General features: G+C 62.9%; 18 protein-coding genes and 1 tRNA gene. 10 read left to right on the top strand and 9 right to left on the bottom strand.

Going from position 1 to position 19250, the window contains the following annotated elements; all coding sequences use genetic code 11:
* Positions 1-114 precede the first annotated feature (114 nt).
* The 3 genes from FJ425_RS10260 to tkt form a co-directional block, all read right to left on the bottom strand.
* The gene (locus FJ425_RS10260) at positions 115-2004 is read right to left on the bottom strand and encodes a potassium/proton antiporter (RefSeq protein WP_246677913.1); all 1890 of its coding nucleotides are present in this window, start codon (positions 2002-2004) and stop codon (positions 115-117) included.
* Positions 2005-2274: 270 nt separating this feature from the next.
* On the bottom strand, positions 2275-3285 hold the full coding sequence (gene gap / locus FJ425_RS10255) for a type I glyceraldehyde-3-phosphate dehydrogenase (protein WP_140545115.1): 1011 nt from the start codon (positions 3283-3285) through the stop codon (positions 2275-2277).
* A gap of 144 nt (positions 3286-3429) precedes the next feature.
* Entirely contained in the window at positions 3430-5421 is a 1992-nt protein-coding gene (gene tkt / locus FJ425_RS10250; RefSeq protein ID WP_140723161.1) for a transketolase, read from the bottom strand.
* Positions 5422-5681: 260 nt separating this feature from the next.
* Between tkt and FJ425_RS10245 the strand changes: the two genes are divergently transcribed.
* From FJ425_RS10245 to FJ425_RS10235, 3 genes are all read left to right on the top strand, one after another.
* A complete protein-coding gene (locus tag FJ425_RS10245; protein WP_023763725.1) occupies positions 5682-5954 on the top strand; it encodes a DUF4164 domain-containing protein in 273 nt (90 codons plus the stop codon).
* Between the two features lie 4 nt (positions 5955-5958).
* Positions 5959-6324, top strand: coding sequence for a cell division protein ZapA (locus FJ425_RS10240; RefSeq protein WP_095767358.1), 366 nt, complete (start codon positions 5959-5961; stop codon positions 6322-6324).
* Between the two features lie 182 nt (positions 6325-6506).
* Complete coding sequence (locus tag FJ425_RS10235; RefSeq protein ID WP_140633184.1) at positions 6507-7166, top strand: peroxiredoxin; 660 nt, start codon at positions 6507-6509, stop codon at positions 7164-7166.
* Between the two features lie 274 nt (positions 7167-7440).
* Here FJ425_RS10235 and rpoH read toward each other — a convergent pair whose 3' ends face one another.
* A complete protein-coding gene (gene rpoH, locus FJ425_RS10230) occupies positions 7441-8352 on the bottom strand; it encodes an RNA polymerase sigma factor RpoH (RefSeq protein ID WP_140545121.1) in 912 nt (303 codons plus the stop codon).
* A gap of 211 nt (positions 8353-8563) precedes the next feature.
* Positions 8564-9634 (bottom strand): RluA family pseudouridine synthase, encoded by a 1071-nt coding sequence (locus FJ425_RS10225; RefSeq protein ID WP_140633181.1) that lies wholly within the window; start codon positions 9632-9634, stop codon positions 8564-8566.
* A gap of 26 nt (positions 9635-9660) precedes the next feature.
* Here FJ425_RS10225 and FJ425_RS10220 point away from each other — a divergent pair, with 26 nt between their 5' ends.
* From FJ425_RS10220 to FJ425_RS10210, 3 genes are all read left to right on the top strand, one after another.
* Positions 9661-10044 (top strand): fimbrial protein, encoded by a 384-nt coding sequence (locus tag FJ425_RS10220; protein WP_140633178.1) that lies wholly within the window; start codon positions 9661-9663, stop codon positions 10042-10044.
* The gene (locus FJ425_RS10215; protein ID WP_140633175.1) at positions 10041-10454 is read left to right on the top strand and encodes a VOC family protein; all 414 of its coding nucleotides are present in this window, start codon (positions 10041-10043) and stop codon (positions 10452-10454) included. The genes FJ425_RS10220 and FJ425_RS10215 overlap by 4 nt, the downstream gene beginning before the upstream one ends.
* Positions 10455-10644: 190 nt before the next feature.
* Positions 10645-10719, top strand: a tRNA-Glu gene (locus FJ425_RS10210).
* A 148-nt stretch (positions 10720-10867) separates the two neighbouring features.
* Here the strand turns inward: FJ425_RS10210 and FJ425_RS10205 are convergent.
* Both FJ425_RS10205 and FJ425_RS10200 read right to left on the bottom strand, forming a co-directional pair.
* On the bottom strand, positions 10868-11269 hold the full coding sequence (locus FJ425_RS10205) for a helix-turn-helix transcriptional regulator (RefSeq protein ID WP_181164948.1): 402 nt from the start codon (positions 11267-11269) through the stop codon (positions 10868-10870).
* A gap of 4 nt (positions 11270-11273) precedes the next feature.
* Positions 11274-11624, bottom strand: a complete 351-nt coding sequence (locus tag FJ425_RS10200; protein ID WP_140545131.1) for a type II toxin-antitoxin system RelE/ParE family toxin — start codon at positions 11622-11624, stop codon at positions 11274-11276.
* 630 nt (positions 11625-12254) lie between these two features.
* On the opposite strand from FJ425_RS10200, the gene FJ425_RS10195 reads away from it, so the two are divergent.
* The 3 genes from FJ425_RS10195 to FJ425_RS10185 all read left to right on the top strand — a co-directional run bounded on the left by FJ425_RS10195 (position 12255) and on the right by FJ425_RS10185 (position 14367).
* A complete protein-coding gene (locus FJ425_RS10195) occupies positions 12255-12836 on the top strand; it encodes a VOC family protein (protein WP_140633172.1) in 582 nt (193 codons plus the stop codon).
* Between the two features lie 23 nt (positions 12837-12859).
* Positions 12860-13714 carry a glutathione S-transferase family protein gene (locus FJ425_RS10190; RefSeq protein WP_140633170.1) on the top strand — a complete coding sequence of 285 codons (855 nt, stop codon included), beginning with the start codon at positions 12860-12862 and terminating at the stop codon, positions 13712-13714.
* Positions 13715-14007: 293 nt separating this feature from the next.
* Positions 14008-14367, top strand: a complete 360-nt coding sequence (locus tag FJ425_RS10185; RefSeq protein ID WP_181164952.1) for a hypothetical protein — start codon at positions 14008-14010, stop codon at positions 14365-14367.
* Positions 14368-14510: 143 nt separating this feature from the next.
* Here FJ425_RS10185 and FJ425_RS10180 read toward each other — a convergent pair whose 3' ends face one another.
* Both FJ425_RS10180 and FJ425_RS10175 read right to left on the bottom strand, forming a co-directional pair.
* Positions 14511-14732: a hypothetical protein gene (locus FJ425_RS10180; protein ID WP_140545139.1), complete on the bottom strand. Its 222-nt coding sequence runs from the start codon at positions 14730-14732 to the stop codon at positions 14511-14513.
* A 179-nt stretch (positions 14733-14911) separates the two neighbouring features.
* Positions 14912-15256, bottom strand: coding sequence for a hypothetical protein (locus FJ425_RS10175; RefSeq protein ID WP_246677912.1), 345 nt, complete (start codon positions 15254-15256; stop codon positions 14912-14914).
* Between the two features lie 199 nt (positions 15257-15455).
* Between FJ425_RS10175 and FJ425_RS10170 the strand changes: the two genes are divergently transcribed.
* The gene (locus FJ425_RS10170) at positions 15456-18800 is read left to right on the top strand and encodes a response regulator (protein WP_246677911.1); all 3345 of its coding nucleotides are present in this window, start codon (positions 15456-15458) and stop codon (positions 18798-18800) included.
* Positions 18801-19250 lie beyond the last annotated feature (450 nt).

Below are 19250 nucleotides of genomic sequence, written 5' to 3'. Positions count from 1 at the left end.
CCACACTTTTCCTGAAATTGCTCTAGCGAAAACGCGGCGACCTTACTCGGCGCGGAAGACGATGCAAGGGCCGCGTCGATGGCGCGCGCGCAAAAATGATGTCGCCGTGAGACATCAGCCTTCGCCGGTTGCCTTCTGCCCGTCCGCTGCGGGCGCCACCGTGTCAACCGGCACGTCGTCGGCTGCCTGCTTCGCCGCCGGTCTGCGCCGGCTGCGGATCAGCGCCGCGATGCGGTCGGCGATCTCGCCAGCGCTCATGAACACCGGCACGCGCGCGACCGGCGCGGTCGGCTCGAAAGACAGGCCAAGGCCGGTGATCCTGCCTTTCTCGTCGACATCGCGCACGATCAGCTCGATCGGGCCGATCATCACACGGTCGGCATATTCGGGATGGCCGCCGAGCCGTTCCGAAATCAGCGCTGCAACGGTGAGCTTCTGTTCCGCCTCGGTCAGGCCCGGTGCATAGGCTGCTTCCAGCTCGGCCGCGGGGCGGGCCGGATCGACGGCAAAGGCGCCGAAGAAGTCGGCATCCTCAGGATCGACCACGGCGCGGCTGGCGAAGAGCTTGTCGAGCAGGCGCGGATAGCGGTCCGGCACGAAGATGTAGACCTGATCGCCGGCCGCCAGCCGGCCCATGTCCTGAAAGCGCATCGAGCGGCCGTCGCGAAGCACCAGCGAGGGTCTCGCCCAGCGCGGGATGCGCTCGCCCCGCGCCACCGGGCTGCCGGGTGCTACGCGATAGGCGAGCAGCTCATGATGCGCCGAGCCCGGCAATTCGAGCTCCACCTTGTCCAGCGGCCCAAGACGGGGCGGCACGATCAGGCCGAGGCGCCGCGCCAGCGGACCGACCGTCCAGCCCTGCACCACCAGCGACACCAGCACGATGATGAAGGCGGCGTTGAAGATCAGCCGGCCGTGCTCGAGGCCGCCGAGCAGCGGCGTGATGGCGAGCAGGATCGAGACCGCGCCGCGCAGGCCGACCCAGGAGACGAAGGCGACCTCTGGCCGCGGCAGCCGGAACGGGATCAGGCAAAGCCAGACGGCGACCGGGCGGGCGACGAAGATCAGAAACAGGCCGAGCAGGATCGCAGGCACAAGAATTTCGGGGAATTGCGAGGGCGTGGCGAACAGGCCGAGGATCAGGAACATGATGATCTGCGCCAGCCACGACATGCCGTCCTGGAAACGCTTCAGGATGGTGACGGCGCGTATGTCGGAATTGCCGGCGACCAGTCCGGCAAGGTAGACGGCGAGGAAGCCCGAGCCGCCGACGGCGCCGGCCGCCGCGAACACCATCAGCGATAGCGTCAGCACGAAGATCGGCAGCAGGCCGTGATCGAGATTCAACCGCTCGACCAGACGCACGATGGCGAAACCGCCGAGCACGCCGATGACGGCGCCGAGCCCCATATTGGCGAGGAAGCCGAGCAAAAGGTTGGTGGCCAGCACATTGGCTTCCGGGTTGGCATGCGCGGCGATGATCTCGACCAAGGTGATGGTGAGGAAGATGGCGATCGGGTCGTTGGTGCCGGATTCCACTTCGAGCGTCGCGCGCACGCGCTCGCGCAAATGGATCTCGCCGGCGCGCAGCAGGAAGAACACTGCGGCCGCGTCGGTGGAGGCGACGGCGGCGCCAAGCAGGGAAGATTCTAGCCAGCTGAGCTTGAGCACGTAGGAAGCGGCGGCGCTGAAGATGGCTGTGGTCAGGATAACGCCGATCGTGGCTAGCGACAGCGCCGGCCCGGCTGCTTGCCTGAGCGCGTTGAGCGGCGTGCCGAAACCGGAATCGAACAGGATGACGGCCAATGCCAGTGAGCCGGCAAAATAAGCCAGCCGCGCATTGTCGAATTCGATGCCGAGGCCGTCGACGCCGGTGGCAAGGCCGATGCAGAGGAAGAGCAGCAGCAACGGAGCGCCGAAGCGGAAGGCGATCAGGCTCGAAAACGCGGCGGCGACAATGAGCGCCGTGCCGACCAGCGTCACGAGATAAATCGCATGCTCCATCCGCTATTGCCCCTCCAAATCCCTCTGTTTGTGGCTTTACGGGAGAGTGGGGCGAAGACATGACCGGTGCAAGGCAACAGCGTGGTTTTTTGGCCTGCGCTTCCAAACTTCGTCATTCCAGGGCGAAGCAGGAGCGAAGCTCCGTCGCAGATTCTGGAATGACGACGCGACTGGTGTTCCGGGTAGTCACCATGGTGCGCGGATCCGCCGAGACTTAAACGAAAACGCCCGGCCGAAGCCGGGCGTTTCAAATTGCCGATGACTTCCGGATCAGGCGATGGTCTTGCCGAAGGCGACGGCGGTGTCGCCCATGCGGTTCGAGAAGCCCCATTCGTTGTCGTACCAGGACAGCACCGAGACGAAGTTGCCGTCCATCACCTTGGTCTGGTCGAGCGCCACGATCGAGGAATGCGGGTCGTGGTTGAAGTCGATCGACACGTTCGGGTGATGAGTGACCGACAAAACGCCCTTCAGCTTGCCATTGGACGCGGCGATGACCGCTTCGTTGATCTCCTGCGCGGAGGTCGAGCGCTTGGCGATGAACTTGAAGTCGACAACCGAGACGTTCGGGGTCGGCACGCGGATCGAAATGCCGTCGAGCTTGCCCTTGAGCTCGGGCAGGACAAGGCCGATCGCCTTGGCCGCACCCGTCGAGGTCGGAATCTGCGACAGCGCCGCGGCGCGGGCGCGGTAAAGATCCTTGTGCATGGTGTCCAGCGTCGGCTGGTCGCCGGTATAGGAATGGATCGTCGTCATCATGCCCTTCTCGATGCCGACGGTCTCGTGCAGCACGGCCGCCAGCGGCGCCAGGCAGTTGGTGGTGCAGGACGCGTTCGAGATGACGATGTGGTCCTTGGTCAGCTTGTCGTGGTTGATGCCGTAGACGACGGTGAGGTCGGCGCCTTCGGCCGGGGCCGAAACGAGCACGCGCTTGGCGCCGGCGGTCAGGTGCGCGGCGGCCTTGTCGCGGGCGGTGAAGATGCCCGTGCATTCGAGCGCGATGTCGATGCCGAGCTCCTTCCAGGGCAGCTGGGTCGGATCCTTGATCGCGGTGACCTTGAACTTCTCCTTGCCGACCGAGATCTGGTCGCCGTCGACGGTCACCTCATGCGGGAAGCGGCCATGCACGCTGTCATAGCGCAACAGGTGCGCGTTGGTCTCGACCGGGCCGAGGTCGTTGACGGCGACCACGTCGATGTCCTTGCGGCCGGATTCATGGATGGCGCGCAGGATGTTGCGGCCGATGCGGCCAAATCCGTTGATGGCAACTCTGACGGTCATTGTTCTCTCCCTTGGGGCGGATGGGTCCGCAGTGTCATAACGGCGGAAGGCGCAAGAATCCAGCCGCAGAACGTCGCATTTAAATCGATTAGGTTGGTCCAGCCCGGCAAAGCGTCAATCGATGTTGCCGGGCTGAGCCAATTCTTAGTTGCCGCGCAGGCGGGCTTCGACCGCCTTGGCCGCGGCCTCGGCGGTGATGCCGAAATGCGGATAGAGCTGCTCGATCGAGCCGGAGGCGCCAAAACCGTGCATGCCGACGAAAATGCCGTCGGTGCCGATCAGGTGATCCCAGCCCTGGCGGATGCCGGCCTCGATCGCGACCTTCACCTTGGCGCTGCCGATGGTCTTCTTGCGGTAATCCTCGCTCTGCTGGTCGAACAGCTCGAAGCAGGGCACAGAGACGACGCGGGTCGGATGGCCGTGCTTTTCCAGCAGGTCGCGCGCGCCGAGCGCGATCTCGACCTCGGAGCCGGTGGCGAAGATCGTCACCACGGCCTCGCCGCCGGCGGCGGCCAGCTCATAGGCGCCCTGGCTGGAGAGGTTCGTTGCCGAGTGCTCCGTGCGCACGGTCGGCAGGTTCTGGCGGGTCAGCGCCAGCGTCGAGGGCGTCTTTTCGGATTCCAGCGCAATCTGCCAGCATTCGGCGGTTTCGACCGCGTCGGCCGGACGGAAGACATTGTGGTTGGGGATGGCGCGAAGTGCGGCCAGATGCTCGACCGGCTGGTGCGTCGGGCCGTCCTCGCCGAGGCCGATCGAGTCATGCGTCATGACGAAGATCGAGCGGATGCCCATCAGCGAGGCAAGGCGCATCGACGGGCGGGCATAATCGGAGAAGCACAGGAAGGTGCCGCCATAGGCGATCAGGCCTCCATGCAGCGTGAGACCATTGATCGCCGCCGCCATGCCGTGCTCGCGAATGCCGTAATGGACATAGCGCTGGCCATAATCTTCGGGCGTGATGTTCTTGGTCTGGCTGGTCTTGGTGTTGTTGGAGCCGGTAAGGTCGGCCGAGCCGCCGATGGTCTCCGGCACCGCGCCGTTGATGACTTCCAGCGCCATCTCCGACGACTTGCGGGTGGCGACCTTCGGCTTGTCAGCCGACAGCTTCTTCTTGTAGTCGGCGATGACGGCGTCGAAATTGGAGGGCAGCTTGCCGGCGACGCGGCGCTCGAACTCGGCCTTGAGCTTCGGCTCGGCCTTGGCCAGGCGGCCTTCCCAGTCGGCGCGGGCCTTGGCGCCACCCGTGCCGACGGCGCGCCAGGCATCGAGGATGTCGGCCGGAATCTCGAAGGGCGGCGAGTCCCAGTTGAAGAATTTGCGTGCGCCGGCGATTTCCTCGGCGCCGAGCGGCGAGCCATGCGCCTTGTTGGTGCCGGCCTTGGTCGGGGCGCCGAAGCCGATGGTGGTCTTGCAGGCGATCATCGTCGGCTTGTCGGAATGGCGCGCCGCCTCGATGGCATAGGCAATCGCTTCCGGATCGGTGCCGTCGATGTGGCTGGCGTTCCAACCGCACGCCTGGAAGCGGGCGACCTGGTCGGTGTTGTCGGCCAGCGAGACCGGACCGTCGATCGAGATGTTGTTGTTGTCCCAGAAGACGATCAGCTTATTGAGCTTCAGGTGCCCGGCCAGTGCGATGGCTTCGTGGGAGACGCCTTCCATCAGGCAGCCGTCGCCGGCCAGCACATAGGTGTAGTGGTTGACGAGGTCGTTGCCGAAGGCAGCGTTCATGATGCGCTCGCCGAGCGCGAAGCCGACCGAATTGGCGAGGCCCTGGCCGAGCGGGCCGGTGGTGGTCTCGATGCCGGCGGCATGGCCGTATTCGGGATGGCCGGCGGTCTTGGAGCCGAGCTGGCGGAAATTCTTGATCTGGTCGATCGTCATGTCCTCATAGCCCGTAAGGTAGAGGAGCGAATAGAGCAGCATCGAGCCGTGGCCGGCCGACAGAATGAAGCGGTCGCGGTCAGCCCAGTGCGGCGCCTTGGCGTCGAATTTCAGGAAACGGCTGAACAGAACCGTGGCGATGTCGGCGCAGCCCATGGGCAGGCCGGGGTGACCGGAATTCGCCTTCTCGACGGCGTCCATGGAAAGGAAACGGATCGCGTTGGCCATCCGATCATGTTGTTCACGCGAGGTCATGCTTCCTCCGGAAGTGAGTTGGAGCCTGGGGAGAACCCTTGGAAAAGGATGCCGCGACACATAGCAGGCGCGGTCTTTTAGTCAACAAATCGGGATGGATTTTGCCGGGCTTGTGATGGCACCCGGCGCCTACATTAGGGATAGCGGGGGACAGTCGCGAGAGCTTTGTTGACGCGCCCTTCACCCGGCGCCTAATCTTTCGCAGGTAACGCATTCTGAACGCGTGCGATTCGGTGATGGGCAGGGCATAGGACGAGGCCATGACCGGGGAAACGACCCTCAAGGAAGTCATCGCCAGGCTGGGCAAGGCCATGGAAGGGCTGGAAAACGCCGTGGCGGCGAAGCTCGAGCATGAGCGCGATTATTCGGAAGCCGAGGCCGAGGTGCAGCGCATGAACGCCGACCGTTCGCGCCTGGCGCAGGAGCTCGACAATTCCGAAGCGCGCGCCGAGCGGCTGGAGGACGCCAACAAGGAAGTGTCGCGGCGGCTGGTGACCGCCATGGAAACCATCCGCGCGGTCCTGGACAGGTAAGGCAATGGCACAGGTCACGGTTTCCATCGACGGCAAACAGTATCGCATGGCCTGCGACGAAGGCCAGGAAGAGCATCTGATCGACCTTGCCGAGCGCTTCGACCGCTATGTTTCGCACCTGAAGGATTCCTTCGGCGAGATCGGCGACCAGCGGCTCACCGTCATGGCCGGCATCATGGTGATGGACGAGCTCTCGGAGCTCACCAAGCGTGTCAAAGGCATGGAGAGCGAAGTGCTGACCTTGCGCAAGACGCGCGACGAGGCGCTGACCAAGGCCGACAAGAGCGACAGCGTGCTCACGACCGCGCTCGGCGCGCTCGCGCAGCGCATGGAAGACCTCACGGCGACGCTCGCGATAAGGAAAGCCTGAGCGGCCCCACCTCTCGCAAAAAGTGGAAGAATCCTGCCGAGGATCGCCGCGCCCGCGAAAAAAATTCGGCTGCAGCGGGCTTGGGTACGGTTCCCGGCGTTTGACCGATGCCGCGATGGTGGTAGCTTAGAATGCGTGCCGGCCGCGCCGGCCACCGTTTCAAAACAGGGTAGGGATAGGTCATGAGTCTTCGTATCAACGATGTCGCGCCGGATTTCACGGCCGAGACCACGCAGGGCACCATCAAGTTCCACGACTGGATCGGCGACGGCTGGGCGGTGCTGTTCAGCCATCCGAAGAATTTTACGCCGGTCTGCACCACCGAGCTCGGCACCATGGCCGGCCTCGAAGGCGACTTCAAAAAGCGCAATGTCAAGATTATCGGCATCTCGGTCGATCCGGTATCGAGCCACGAAAAGTGGCAGGCCGACATCAAGACCGCTACCGGCCAGACGGTGAACTATCCGCTGATCGGCGATAAGGACCTCCATGTCGCAAAGCTTTACGAGATGCTGCCGGCGGGTGCCGGCGAGAGCTCGGAGGGTCGCACGCCGGCCGACAACGCCACCGTGCGTTCGGTCTATGTCATCGGGCCGGACAAGAAGATCAAGCTGGCGCTGACCTACCCGATGACCACGGGCCGCAACTTCGACGAGATCCTGCGCGTCATCGATTCCATCCAGCTGACGGCCAAGCACCAGGTGGCGACGCCGGCCAACTGGAAGCAGGGCGACGACGTCATCATCACCGCCGCCGTCTCCAACGAAGACGCGATCAAGCGTTTTGGGGCGTATGAGACGGTTCTTCCTTACCTCAGGAAGACCAAGCAGCCGACGGCATGAGCCTTTTTTCCTTCTCCCCGTTCAACGGGGAGAAGATGCCCGAAGGGCGGATGAGGGGCGGCGCGGCGTTCGAAGATAAGCGCGCCGGCCCTTTGAAGCGATTGTTGCCCGGACGATGACCTTGCAGCCTCGGCGCTGCCCCTCATTGTCCTGCCGGACATTTCTCCCCGTATAGCGACGGGGAGAAAGGGCTGGTCCGCCGCTTTCGCCAAATAAAACGGCGGCGCCAGAATCTGGCGTCGCCGTTTTGTTGTTGCTCAGTGCGCGGGTGGCTTTACGCCGCCGGCTGCGCCTCGATGGTACGCAGCGCCTGGGTCTGGCGCTTGGCGGCCGCCTTGACCGCGTCCTGCACCTTCTCGAAGGCGCGCACCTCGATCTGGCGCACGCGCTCGCGGCTGATGTCGAACTCGGCCGACAGTTCTTCCAGCGTCAGCGGCTCCTCGGCCAGGCGACGCGCCTCGAAGATGCGCCGCTCGCGGTCGTTGAGGACCGACAGGGCGCCGGACAGCATGGAGCGCCGGTTTTCCAGCTCGTCCTGCTCGATCAGCATCTCTTCCTGGCTTTCGTGATCGTCGACCAGCCAGTCCTGCCATTCGCCGGATTCGCCTTCGCTGGCCCGGATCGGAGCGTTGAGCGAAGCGTCGCCCGACAGGCGGCGGTTCATCGACACCACTTCGGCCTCGGAAACGTTGAGGCGGGTGGCGATCTCGGCGATCTGGTCGGGCTTCAGGTCGCCATCGTCGAGCGCCTGGATCTTGCCCTTCACCTTGCGCAGGTTAAAGAACAGACGCTTCTGATTGGCGGTGGTGCCCATCTTGACTAGGCTCCACGAGCGCAGGATGTATTCCTGGATCGAGGCCTTGATCCACCACATGGCATAGGTGGCGAGCCGGAAACCACGCTCCGGCTCGAATTTCTTCACGGCCTGCATGAGGCCGACATTGCCTTCCGAGATCACCTCGCCGATCGGCAGGCCGTAGCCGCGATAGCCCATGGCGATCTTGGCGACGAGCCGCAAATGGCTGGTGACGAGCTTGTGGGCAGCCGTAGTGTCCTGATGCTCGGCATAACGCTTTGCGAGCATGTACTCTTCCTGCGGCTGAAGCATCGGAAAGCGACGGATTTCTTCCAGGTAACGGGCGAGACCGCCTTCACCGGAAACGATACTGGGTAATGATTGGGCCATGATAGCGCCCCTCTCTCTTTGGAGTGGATGCCCCCGAAACGCGGCGGGCATGCGTCACGGATGCCAAAGGCTCATCCGCGACAACCTGTGTATATAGGAACAAAACCAGAAAAGACAGGCATTTGTTCAACGCTAAACAGTCTGTCACGTTGAAGTGAACAACGCCGGTCAGGTTTTTGGCTGGTTTGCAGCTTGTTCGTGGCGGGTCGGTTCAGAGTTTCCGGAAGTCGCCGACGAGTTCCTCCATGTCTCCCGGTATCGGCGCTTCGAACCTCATCGTTAGATGGGTGGTCGGATGCCGGAATTCAAGGAGCCAGGCATGCAGGGCCTGCCGCGGAAAGGCGTTGACCTTGGCTTTCAAGGGTTCGGGCAGCCGATTGGCCTTGGTACGGAACGCCTGCCCGTAATCCGGGTCGCCGATCACGGGGTGGCCGATATGAGCCATGTGGACGCGGATCTGGTGGGTCCGGCCGGTCTCCAGCCGGCATTCGACCAGGCTTGCCGTGGCGAAAGCCTGCTGTCCTTCGCCAAAACGTTCGACGACGCTGAAATGTGTAACGGCATGGCGGGCGTCGTCGCGGCTTTCAGGCACCACCGCGCGGCGGACGCGGTCGGCGGCGCGGCCCAGGGCAGTCTCGATGGTGCCGGTCGGTCGCTGTGGAATGCCCCAGACCAGCGCCAGATAGGCGCGTTCGAGGTCGCCGGTGCGGCCGTGATCGGCAAAGGCTTCCGACAGCGCCTTGTGGGCGCGATCGGTCTTGGCCACGACCATGACGCCGCTGGTTTCCTTGTCGAGGCGATGGACGATGCCAGGACGCCTAACGCCGCCGATGCCGGACAGGCTGTCGCCGCAGTGATGGATTAGCGCGTTGACCAGCGTGCCGGTCCAGTTGCCGGCGCCGGGATGGACGACCAGTCCCGCCGGCTTGTTGATGACGATCAGCTCGTCGTCCTCGTAAAGAATGTCGAGGGGAATGTCCTCGCCCTGCGGCTCTGCCGGCTCCGGCGCGGGCACCAGGATCTCGATCGTCTCACCGACCGTCAGCTTGCGCTTGGCTTCCAGCACCTTCCTGCCGGCGATGGAGACCGCGCCTTGCTTGATCAGCGCCTGCACCCGGCTGCGCGAGAGCTCCGGACCGAGCTTGGCGGCAAGCCACTGGTCGAGGCGCTGGCCGGCGGCATCGGCGCCGGCTTCCAGCACGGTGGCTTCGCCTGCGGCCAACTCATCGTCCGTCAGTTCCTCCCCTATCAATGTCGAACTCTCTTCGTTATGAGCGCTCATCGAAACCCGTTGCGGATTGTTTAGCCATGGCCCGGCCGATCGCCGAAGAAGATGAGGAAAAGCCGCTCGACCCCGCGGCCGAGAACGTGCGCCGCAAGCTCGTCCGCTTCATGATCGTCAATCTCGGCCTTCTGTTCCTCGCCCTTATGGTGGTGATCGGGGCGCTTGTCTACAAAGCCCGCAACGCGCCGGTGACCGGATCGGCGCCCGCGGGCGATGTCCAGGCTCCGGCCGGTGCGCCGCTCGCGGGCGACATCGTGCTTCCCGTCGGCGCCAAGGTGATCAGCCAGTCGCTCTCCGGCAACCGCCTGTCGATCGACGCCGAGCTTGCCGATGGCGGCCGTTCGATCTTCGTCTACGACATCGCCGAGCACCGCATCATCGGCCAATTCGCGGTTCGCAACAAATGAGCGGCTTTGCCGAGCAGCGCAGCATTGCGACCGTCGCGCTCGTCGTTGCCAATTACGACGAGGCGATCGCCTGGTATGTCGAGCGGCTCGGTTTCCTGCTCATCGAGGATGTCGATCTCGGCGGCGGCAAGCGCTGGGTCACCGTCGCGCCGGCGAAGGGCAAGGGAGCGCGCTTGCTTCTGGCAGAAGCTTCCGGCGAAGAGCAGGCAAGCCGCATCGGCAATCAGACCGGCGGCCGGGTCTTTCTCTTCCTCGAGACCGACGATTTTTCCCGCGATCACCAGGCGATGCTCGCCAAGGGCGTCGAGTTCCGCGAAGCGCCGCGCTTCGAGGTCTATGGCACGGTGGCGGTCTTTGCCGATCTCTACGGCAATCTCTGGGACCTGATCGAGCCGAAACGGCAGGGCTGACCCGTGACGTCCGGCAAAGCGCGCGAAGCGGTCGAAACCCCAAGCGGAGCACTCGTTTGGCAAACCAATGAATGCTCCGCTTAGGCTTCTTGTTTTGTCGGAATTCTTGTCGGAAAACCGTACGACACTTTTCCGGAATCTGCTCGGTTGCTTTTTCGCGGCCGCCAGCCTATGTAGCCGGTTCTTGAGCGCGCCCATCGTCTAGCGGTCAGGACACCGCCCTCTCACGGCGGGAACAGGGGTTCGATTCCCCTTGGGCGTACCAAGCTTTTAAGCGTTTAGCTGTTTAATAACGGTCTAATAAAGACCATTGCCGCCCTCATTTTCGGAGAGCCACAAGGCGCGCACAACCCTGTCTGCACCTGACCGGCCGAATTGCGCAAAGTTCTATAGCGTCGGATGTTGCCCCCTAGTTAAGCGCCCAGACGCTCCTCCGTATAATTATTGTCATCATTCTTTGTCTCGGTGGTGATTTTGGAGCGAACGGGCTTGCCGTGACTAAGGGGAATTTCGGCGTATGTTCCATCAGGGAATTCAGCTACGATTTTCATGTCGCCGCCAAGCCCTCGCACGTAGCGTTCCATAGTCTTGATCTGGACCGATGCGGGAGACTTCTCGATACGCGACACCTCGGCTTGCTTCAGACCTGTTCTAGCAGCTACGGTCATTTGCGTTACGGACATAGCCTTTCGAAGCTCGGAAAGATGTACAGCCCTTAGGATTTCGGCAGCGCCCTTTTCGATCTTGGCCCGACGCTCTGCTGGTAGAGCGTCAATGCGTTCGCGAACGGGGCGAAAATCTGATCGCTTTGCCATTAGTCTACTCCTTTTCTGCCTCAAGCCATTCATCAAACCGTTCGTCTGCGGTCGCGATGAGCTTCTTGTAAAACTTGCGCTGCGCCTTGCCTTCCTTGTTTCCACCACACAGGACAACGGCTTGACGGTCTTCGTCGAACGCGAAAGCAAAGCGCCAAACACCGCTCGCATTGAATCGGATTTCTTTCATTTTCTTGTGCTTGGACCCATTCAGCGTATCAACGAGAGGGCGCCCGAGATTGGGACCAACTTCCTCCAGAGCCAGCATCACTTCATCGAGCTTGTCCGAGACCTCATCATTGAGGTCTTCACGCTCCCGGACAAAGTCCGGATGTTCGAGAACCGTCCAAGCCATTGGCGGAATATAGGTTTAAACTGATATAGCGTCAATCTGATAATTTTTCGCTCCGCTCTTTAGTGGTTGCCCCCTCTATCCCGTGGGTGGCCCCGTGCTATTCATACCGCAACAACAGCGCGTACCCCAGGCGGGGGCTCTTTTGGTTTTTAGCTGACACCGCCAATTCCATTCGCGAAGCGAGCAGCAGAGGAAGATCAGAGCGGATCGGACAGCGGTGGCGGTTCCTACAGAGGGGTTTCCGAATGAGAAGTCACCAATGCTGGACGCGAGGCGGTGCATGTGATCGGAAAAACGCCGTACGGGGAGAACGCACATTTCGCGCTGATCCGGCAATCGCGAAAAAGCCTTTCCGCCTCCTAAAATCTCATCGTGAAAGAGATGGTCTCAGCCAAGGCATGTCGATGAGGTCTATGCCGCTCTTCCGCCGAAAGGATTTGCCACAGCGCAGCCCTCAAATCTTTGGAGGCAACCCGCTCCCTATCACTCTCCAACCCTGGTCGTGCTCGTTGCTTCTGGCGTGCGGCTGTCGAATGAATTAGCTTCGGAGCATGGATCCAAAGCGCGGCCGTGCGCAGGGCACAAGGGCGAGAAACTGCAAATAGTCATAAGCTCTCGGGGAGGAGTCCAATGCGGAAGCTGCAGTCGCAAGGCGTTCATCACATCACGCTGGTCGGCGCCGGGCGCCAGACCTCGATCGACTTCTGGGAGGGCGTGCTCGGCATGCCTTTCATCTTCGAGCAGCCCAATCTCGACAAGGCGAGCGAAAGCCATCTCTACTTCGATCCCGGCGACGGGCGGCTGATCACCGTGTTCACCGACGAGACCCGGGTCCCGGTCAAGCGGCGGACACCGACCGATATCGGCTGCGTCCATCACATCGCGTTCTCTGTGTCGCGGGTTACCTTCCTGCAGGCTGTCGCGCGGCTCGACGAGCGCGGCATCAAGCACAGCGGTGTCAAGGATCGCGGCTTCATGGATTCGATCTATTTTGAAGATCCGATCGGGCTGTTGATCGAGCTCGCGTCCTACCGCTTCGACCCGCCGGCCGGCTTCGCCCATGCCGACGTGCTGATGGAGGCGCACAAGATCCGCGTGGCGCGAGGCGACTACAACATCGCCGAATTGCATCTTGCCGACGCTATCCAGGCGCTGGCCGAGCGGTCGCGCGAAACACTGTCGGAAAACAGGGCGCCGAAGAATCCGTACTGAGCAAGCAAAGGGAGGGACATGAAATGGCAAAAGCTGCAACAAAGAGCGCGAAGAAAGCCGCTACCAAGGCCGCGCCGAAAGCAGCGGTAAAAGCCGCCGCGAAATCGGGCGCCAAGGCATCGGCGAAGGCGGCGGCCAAAGCGGCCGCGAAGGCGACCTCGAAAATGGCGAAGCCAGCTAAGAAGCCTGGCATAAAACTCAGTATGCTGAGGCCGAGCGTCAACAACATGACGGTGAGGGTGTTCGCGCGCGCGGCCGGGCTCGATCCGGCGGAGACCGATGCCTGGGGCCATACGCGCTCGCCCGAATTCCTGGCGCGCAATCCGGCGCATCTGACGCCGATGATCGAGGACAAGGGCCTGCCGCGCGGCGTGCTGTGGGAAAGCTGCGCCATCATGCAGTATCTCGCCAACAAGCACGGGCTGGACAAATTCTATCCGAAGGCGCCGGCCAAGCGGGCGATGATCGACAGCGCCATGTTCTATCTGGTCGGCACGCTCTATCCTTATGTCGCGCGCGCGACCTATCCGGCGCTCGGCTTCCCGCAATATGCCGGCGAAGTCGGCCACAGCGATGCCCATCCCGACAAGAAATCGGACGCGCAGAAGGCGGCGATGGCCGCGATCGCCGAGCCGCTCGAGGTGTTTCACTCCTTCTTTCGCAACGGCAAACCGTTCATCGGCGGCAACAACCCGTCGATCGCCGATATAAGGCTGGCGGCGACGCTGGAATTCCTGGCGGTCATCGACTACCCGCTGCCCAAATGGGCGAAGGAGTACGTGGCGGCGCTGGAGAAGAAGCTCGGCAAGGCCTATGCGGAGCCGGCCGGCGACGTGCGCGGCTACATCGCGCATGTGAAATCGCAGGCCAGGGCGTAACAGCCGGCTCAGGTTAAGGTTTCGTTTACCCAACGCCTGTCTACTGGTCACAGTCCTCGCCGCGACCACGGATGTACTGGCGCGAAGCGGAGGCGAAGGGAAAGGTCGGCCCAGCGCCGACCTTTTGCTTTTCCGGCGGTTGTATCGCCTCCCACGGCAATCACGACATACGACTTATCCGGTGCCAGACCGGTTGAAGTCCTATTGTCATCGGCGTGATTGATCCTACCATTATCTTGGGTTGCCAAGTGCGAGCCGGGCAAAAAGCGATGAGGACGGCGATGACAAGAATGATGAAACTTTCCGCGGTCGCGAGCGCGCTCCTGGCGAGCGCCACCATCACGGCCGAAGTCGCGCCGCTCAACGGTATGAACGAGGTTGGCGCCGCCCTGCTCGCCTGCTGGACACCGCCGGCCAATTCCGACAATTCCTCGGTGACGCTCAGCTTCAGCTTCAAACGCGACGGCACGCTGATCGGGCCGCCGAAGACGACCGCTATTCATGTCGGCGGCGACGACAAGGCGCGCAAGGCCTATGTCGACGCTGCGACCAAGGCCCTGAACGATTGTCTGCCGCTCAGCCTTTCGCCCACACTGGCGCAAGGCATTGCCGGAAACGTCTTTACGCTGCAGTTCAACTCGCCGAAGAAGTAAGCCACGGCGAAGGCGCCGAGCCTAAGGCGCGTCGCGATCTTTTTAGGTTCGCTCCATGCGCTTTAGGTTTTGATTTTAGGCATGTCTTTATCCCGAAACCGGTTCCCACTTTCGGGAGAGTCCCACTTTTCCCGGAATTGCTTTCAGGTTAAACCGCGTGCGCGCCTGATCTGGGCGTGCTTTTCCAACTCCGGCATCTCGAAGACATAATCGTTCCAGGCGGAGTCCGGGATCTGCCCGGCCAGGTAGCAATCCAGCAGAAGGCTTTGTTCGGGGGTAAGGGCTCTCGGCGCATGCTCATGATCCAGCCCAAGCGAATGGATCAGGTTTCTGGTCAGGCCAGAGACGGTGAAGTGAATGGACATCTTCAGTCTCCTCTGCGCTGCGCGCGTCACATCAACGCCAACAACGCCCGTCACCGGGCAAAGGTTTCATCAGCGATCCGTGATCGCACCGCGGTCGAGGCCGGGCTGAATCTGTCGGGTTGTCTTTCTGCATCCGGGCAGTGGATCGAGCCGGCATCGACCGGCAGATTGAGGCAAAGCTACTCGCAGACGACGCGGTAGCGCTTGCCGGTTTCGCCGACATTCCTGCAGGTAAGGGGCCGCTCGCCCGAAGACTGATCAGCCAGATTCTGGTTGTAGGAAGGCCTTGCCGGAGACCTGGAATAGCGCCGGACCGAGGGGCTTTGCGGCGCGCCCGGCGGCGGCAAAGGAAACACGTCCGACGCGATCTGCCGCGACGCGGTCGTTCCCGGCGGCGCCTTGTCCCAGACACGCCTGACGTCCATCCGGCTCGGGACGATCACCGTGCCGTCGTCGCTGCGCGCGCAGCCGCCCGCCGCAAGCAGCGCCGGGCACAGGATGAAAGCCGCGATTCGACCAAACATTAGCAATACCTCAGGCACCTTATAATGCGTTGTTGCCATGATCGCCAACGGGCGGATTACCGCAGTCGGCGCCAGGGTCGGAATCTGGCTCAACGGCACCGGGCGGCAGGCGGTTGCAATCATTATGGTTAGCGGATCGTTAATGCTTGTCGGGCACATTCCGCCGACGGACCGGCACAGTTCGGCCTTGGGGGTAGGAATGGCGGATACGGACGGGACTGTCGAGGCGGACAACAAGGCGGACAGGCGCGGCAACGAGGCCTTTCTCGGCGACGTCCACGATATGGCCGGGACCTCGGAGGCGCTCGCCAATCTCAGGCTTATGGTCGATTCGATGCCGATCGGCGTCATCGTTCTCGATGCCGAATTGCGGGCGGAGGTGGTCAACCGGGCATTTTACGACTTCTGGCAGATCGATCCGCGGCGCGCTCCGGCCGGCAGTCGCTTTCGCGACCTCATGGAAGCCAGTCGTGATGCCGATCCGTTCGGCGCCGAGGAACAGGCGTGGCAAAGCCATGTGGCCGAACGGGAGGCCGAAATCCGGGCTGGAAGCGCAGGGTCCAGGCAGTTGCCGCGCAAGGACGGCCGCACGCTGATCGCCTCGCTGGCGCCTCTTCCAGGCGGCAAGCGGCTGATCTCCTATGTCGACATCACCGACATGAAACAGCGCGAGACCGAGGCGGAGGATGCGCGCAAGAACCTCGTCACCGTGCTGGAGTCGCTGCCGGCGGGGGTCATCATCTACGATCGCGACGACCGCTTCGTCTTCGCCAACCGCAAGCTGCAGGATTCGCTGCCGGCGCTGAAGCCGGCCTGGCAGCCTGGCCGCACGTTCCGCGAGGCGTTGGCGCTTGGTCACTCCGTCGGCTACTTCCGCTCGAGCGGCGACCCCGGAATCGACGGCCTGTATGGCGTCGACATAGAGCGCTGGCTTGACGCCATGCTCAAGCGGTACCGTTTGCCGAGTTCGGCCTACGAACGCCTCAACGCCGACGGCCGCTGGTACCAGGTCTATGACATGCGCACCGATGACGGCACATTCATCGGCGTGCGTGTCGATATCACCGACATCAAGGCGCGCGAGAAGGCGTTGCGCGATTCCATGCGCCAGATCGACCTTTACCGGCATGTGATGGACGAACTGCCCGTGGCAGCCTTCATCAAGGCCGACGATCTCAGCATAGAATTCGTCAACAAGGCCTGGTGCGCGCTGACTGGACTGCCCAAAGACGAGGTGCTCGGCAAGACCGATCGCGAGCTTTTCGCGGCGCAAGAGGCGGACGGTTTCAGCAATGACGACAACGAAGTCGTGGCGACCGGCGCGGGACGCGAGATCGAGGAGGCCGTTACCCACCGCGACGGCACGGTGCGCCAGCTGATGACGCGAAAGAGCCGGCTGGTGGCGATCGACGGGTCGGTGCATCTGGTCGGCTCCAGCACCGACATCACCGACGTCAAGGCGCGCGAGCAGGCGCTGCGGCAGAGCATGAGCGAGAACGAGGTGTTCCGCAGCCTCATCGACAATGTGCCGGTGTCGATCTATGCCAAGCGTTCGGACCTCAGGCAATTCTACGTCAACAAGGGCTGGTGCGATCTCACCGGCTTCAGCAAGGAAGAAGCCGTCGGCAGGACCGATGTCGAGATTTTCGGCGCGGACGGCGAAGCCTTCGTCGCCGGCGACCTTGCCGTGCTGCGCACCGGCGAGACGCAGGAGATCGAAGAAACGGTGACGATGCCGGACGGCAGCGTCAGGCACCAGTTCGCGCGCAAGGGCGCGATGATCGCCTCGGACGGCTCGCTCTATCTCATCGGCTCCACCACCGACATCACCGAGCTCAAGCAGCGCGAGGCCGAGCTCAGCGAGGCGCGCCGGCGCGCCGTGCTCGCCGACCGGGCCAAGTCGGAATTCCTCGCCAATATGAGCCATGAGATCCGCACGCCGATGAACGGGGTTCTTGGTATGGCAGAGCTGCTGGCAAAGTCGGACCTCGATCCGAAGCAGAAGACGTTCACCGACATCATCGTCAAATCCGGCAATGCGCTGCTCACCATCATCAACGACATCCTCGATTTCTCGAAGATCGATGCCGGCCAGCTGGTGCTCGACCCTGCACCCTTCAATCTGGCCGAGGCGATCGAGGATGTGGCGACGCTGGTGTCGACGCGCGCCAAGGAGAAGGACCTCGAGCTCATCGTTCGCGTCCAGCCGGGCCTCGACGGCCGGTTCGTCGGCGATGTCGGCCGTGTCAGGCAGATCGTCACCAACCTGCTCGGCAACGCGGTGAAATTCACCGACAAGGGTCATGTCCTGGTCGACGTGACGGGTGAGCGGGTTCCCGCGGGAACGAGGCTCACCATTTCCGTGACCGATACCGGCATCGGCATTCCGGAAGACAAGCTGAAGCAGGTTTTCGAAAAATTCAGCCAGGTCGACACCTCCTCGACCAGGCGGCATGAGGGCACCGGGCTTGGCCTTGCCATCACCTCGCGGCTGGTCGAGATGATGGCCGGCGAGATCGGTGTCGACAGCGCCGAAGGCAAGGGTTCGACCTTCTGGTTCACGATCACGCTGCCCAAGGCCGAGCAGGGCGGTCAGCGCATCATGCCGGTCGACGTCACCGGCGCGCGCGTGCTCATCGTCGACGACAATGCCGTCAACCGCTCGATCCTCAGCGAGCAGATGGCGTCATGGACGTTCGATTCCTGCGCGGCCGAAAGCGGCGCCGAAGGGTTGAAGGTGCTGATTGCCGCCGCCGCCTACGGCGTGCCGGTCGACTGCGTCGTGCTTGACTACCAGATGCCGGGCATGACCGGCGCCGAGATGGCGCGCATCGTGCGCAATACGGCGGGCCTGGCGCATACGCCCATCATCATGCTGACCTCGGTCGACCAGTCGCTTGCCGGCACGGCCTATCGCGACCTCGGCATCGATGCGCAGCTGATCAAGCCGGCGCGCTCCTCCATTCTCCTGGAAACGCTGGTCTCGACCATCCAGCGCCACCGCCACAGCAGCGCGGCGGCGCAACCCGCCATTGGCGCCGGCAGCCCCCCGCAAGCCGCTCCGGCGCAGACGGCGGCATCGGAGCGCGCCATGCTGCAACCGCCGCCGGCGCGGGCGCGTCCGCGCCCCGCCGATGCCGAGCGCGAGCTCGACATCCTCGTCGCCGAGGACAATGAGGTGAACCAGATGGTGTTCACCCAGATCCTTGGCGAGACCGGTTACCGCTTCGAGATCGTCGGCAACGGCCGCAAGGCGCTCGACGCCTTCGGCAGGCTCAATCCGCGCATGATCCTGATGGATGTATCGATGCCGGAAATGAACGGACTGGAGGCGACGGGCGCGATCCGCCGGCTCGAGGAGGACATGGGCACGCATGTGCCGATCGTCGGCGTCACCGCGCATGCCCTGAAGGGCGACCGCGAACGCTGCCTGGAAGCCGGCATGGACGATTACCTGCCGAAACCGATCAGTCCGCGGGCGCTGCTCGAAAAGCTCGAACGCTGGCTGGGTTCGGACGTCGAGACCCGGCGCAACGCCGGTTAAAACGAGTTTGGCGGGCAGAACGGCGGCAAGAGGCTGACGCATGCGTATGGTGCGATCGCACCATACCAAAGCAAGCGCCAAGCTCGGACAATCGCGACATTGATTCCGCTCTTCGGTTACGGGCGGGAGCAGCGACCGCCAACAAGAAACAGCGTCGACTCTACCCCAACGGACCCTGTTTTCGGCGATGGCCAGGCCATGATCCGCTCTGGCTTACAGGCAACGCACTCTCGTCCGGCTTTTATTTCCCGGCGGCCGTCATCCGGCCGCCGGGATAAATTTTGTTTCAAAAGTCAGACAAGTTGCTGATTTCCGCGGCAAACTCCGGCCCGCCCTTCGAGGCTGACGCGGACCCCTTCCGTGCATCCCCCTTCAGGCGTTACCGGGCTGACACGAAACTGTCATGCGACTGTAATAATCGAGGGCTATTGCGCTGACCGGGCGCCGATA

The sequence above is a fragment of the Mesorhizobium sp. B2-7-2 genome, from assembly GCF_006440775.1.
In the GTDB taxonomy this organism is placed as follows: Bacteria; Pseudomonadota; Alphaproteobacteria; order Rhizobiales; family Rhizobiaceae; genus Mesorhizobium.
Note: the sequence above shows the minus strand (reverse complement) of the source record. Positions and strands in the feature narration are given on the sequence as shown.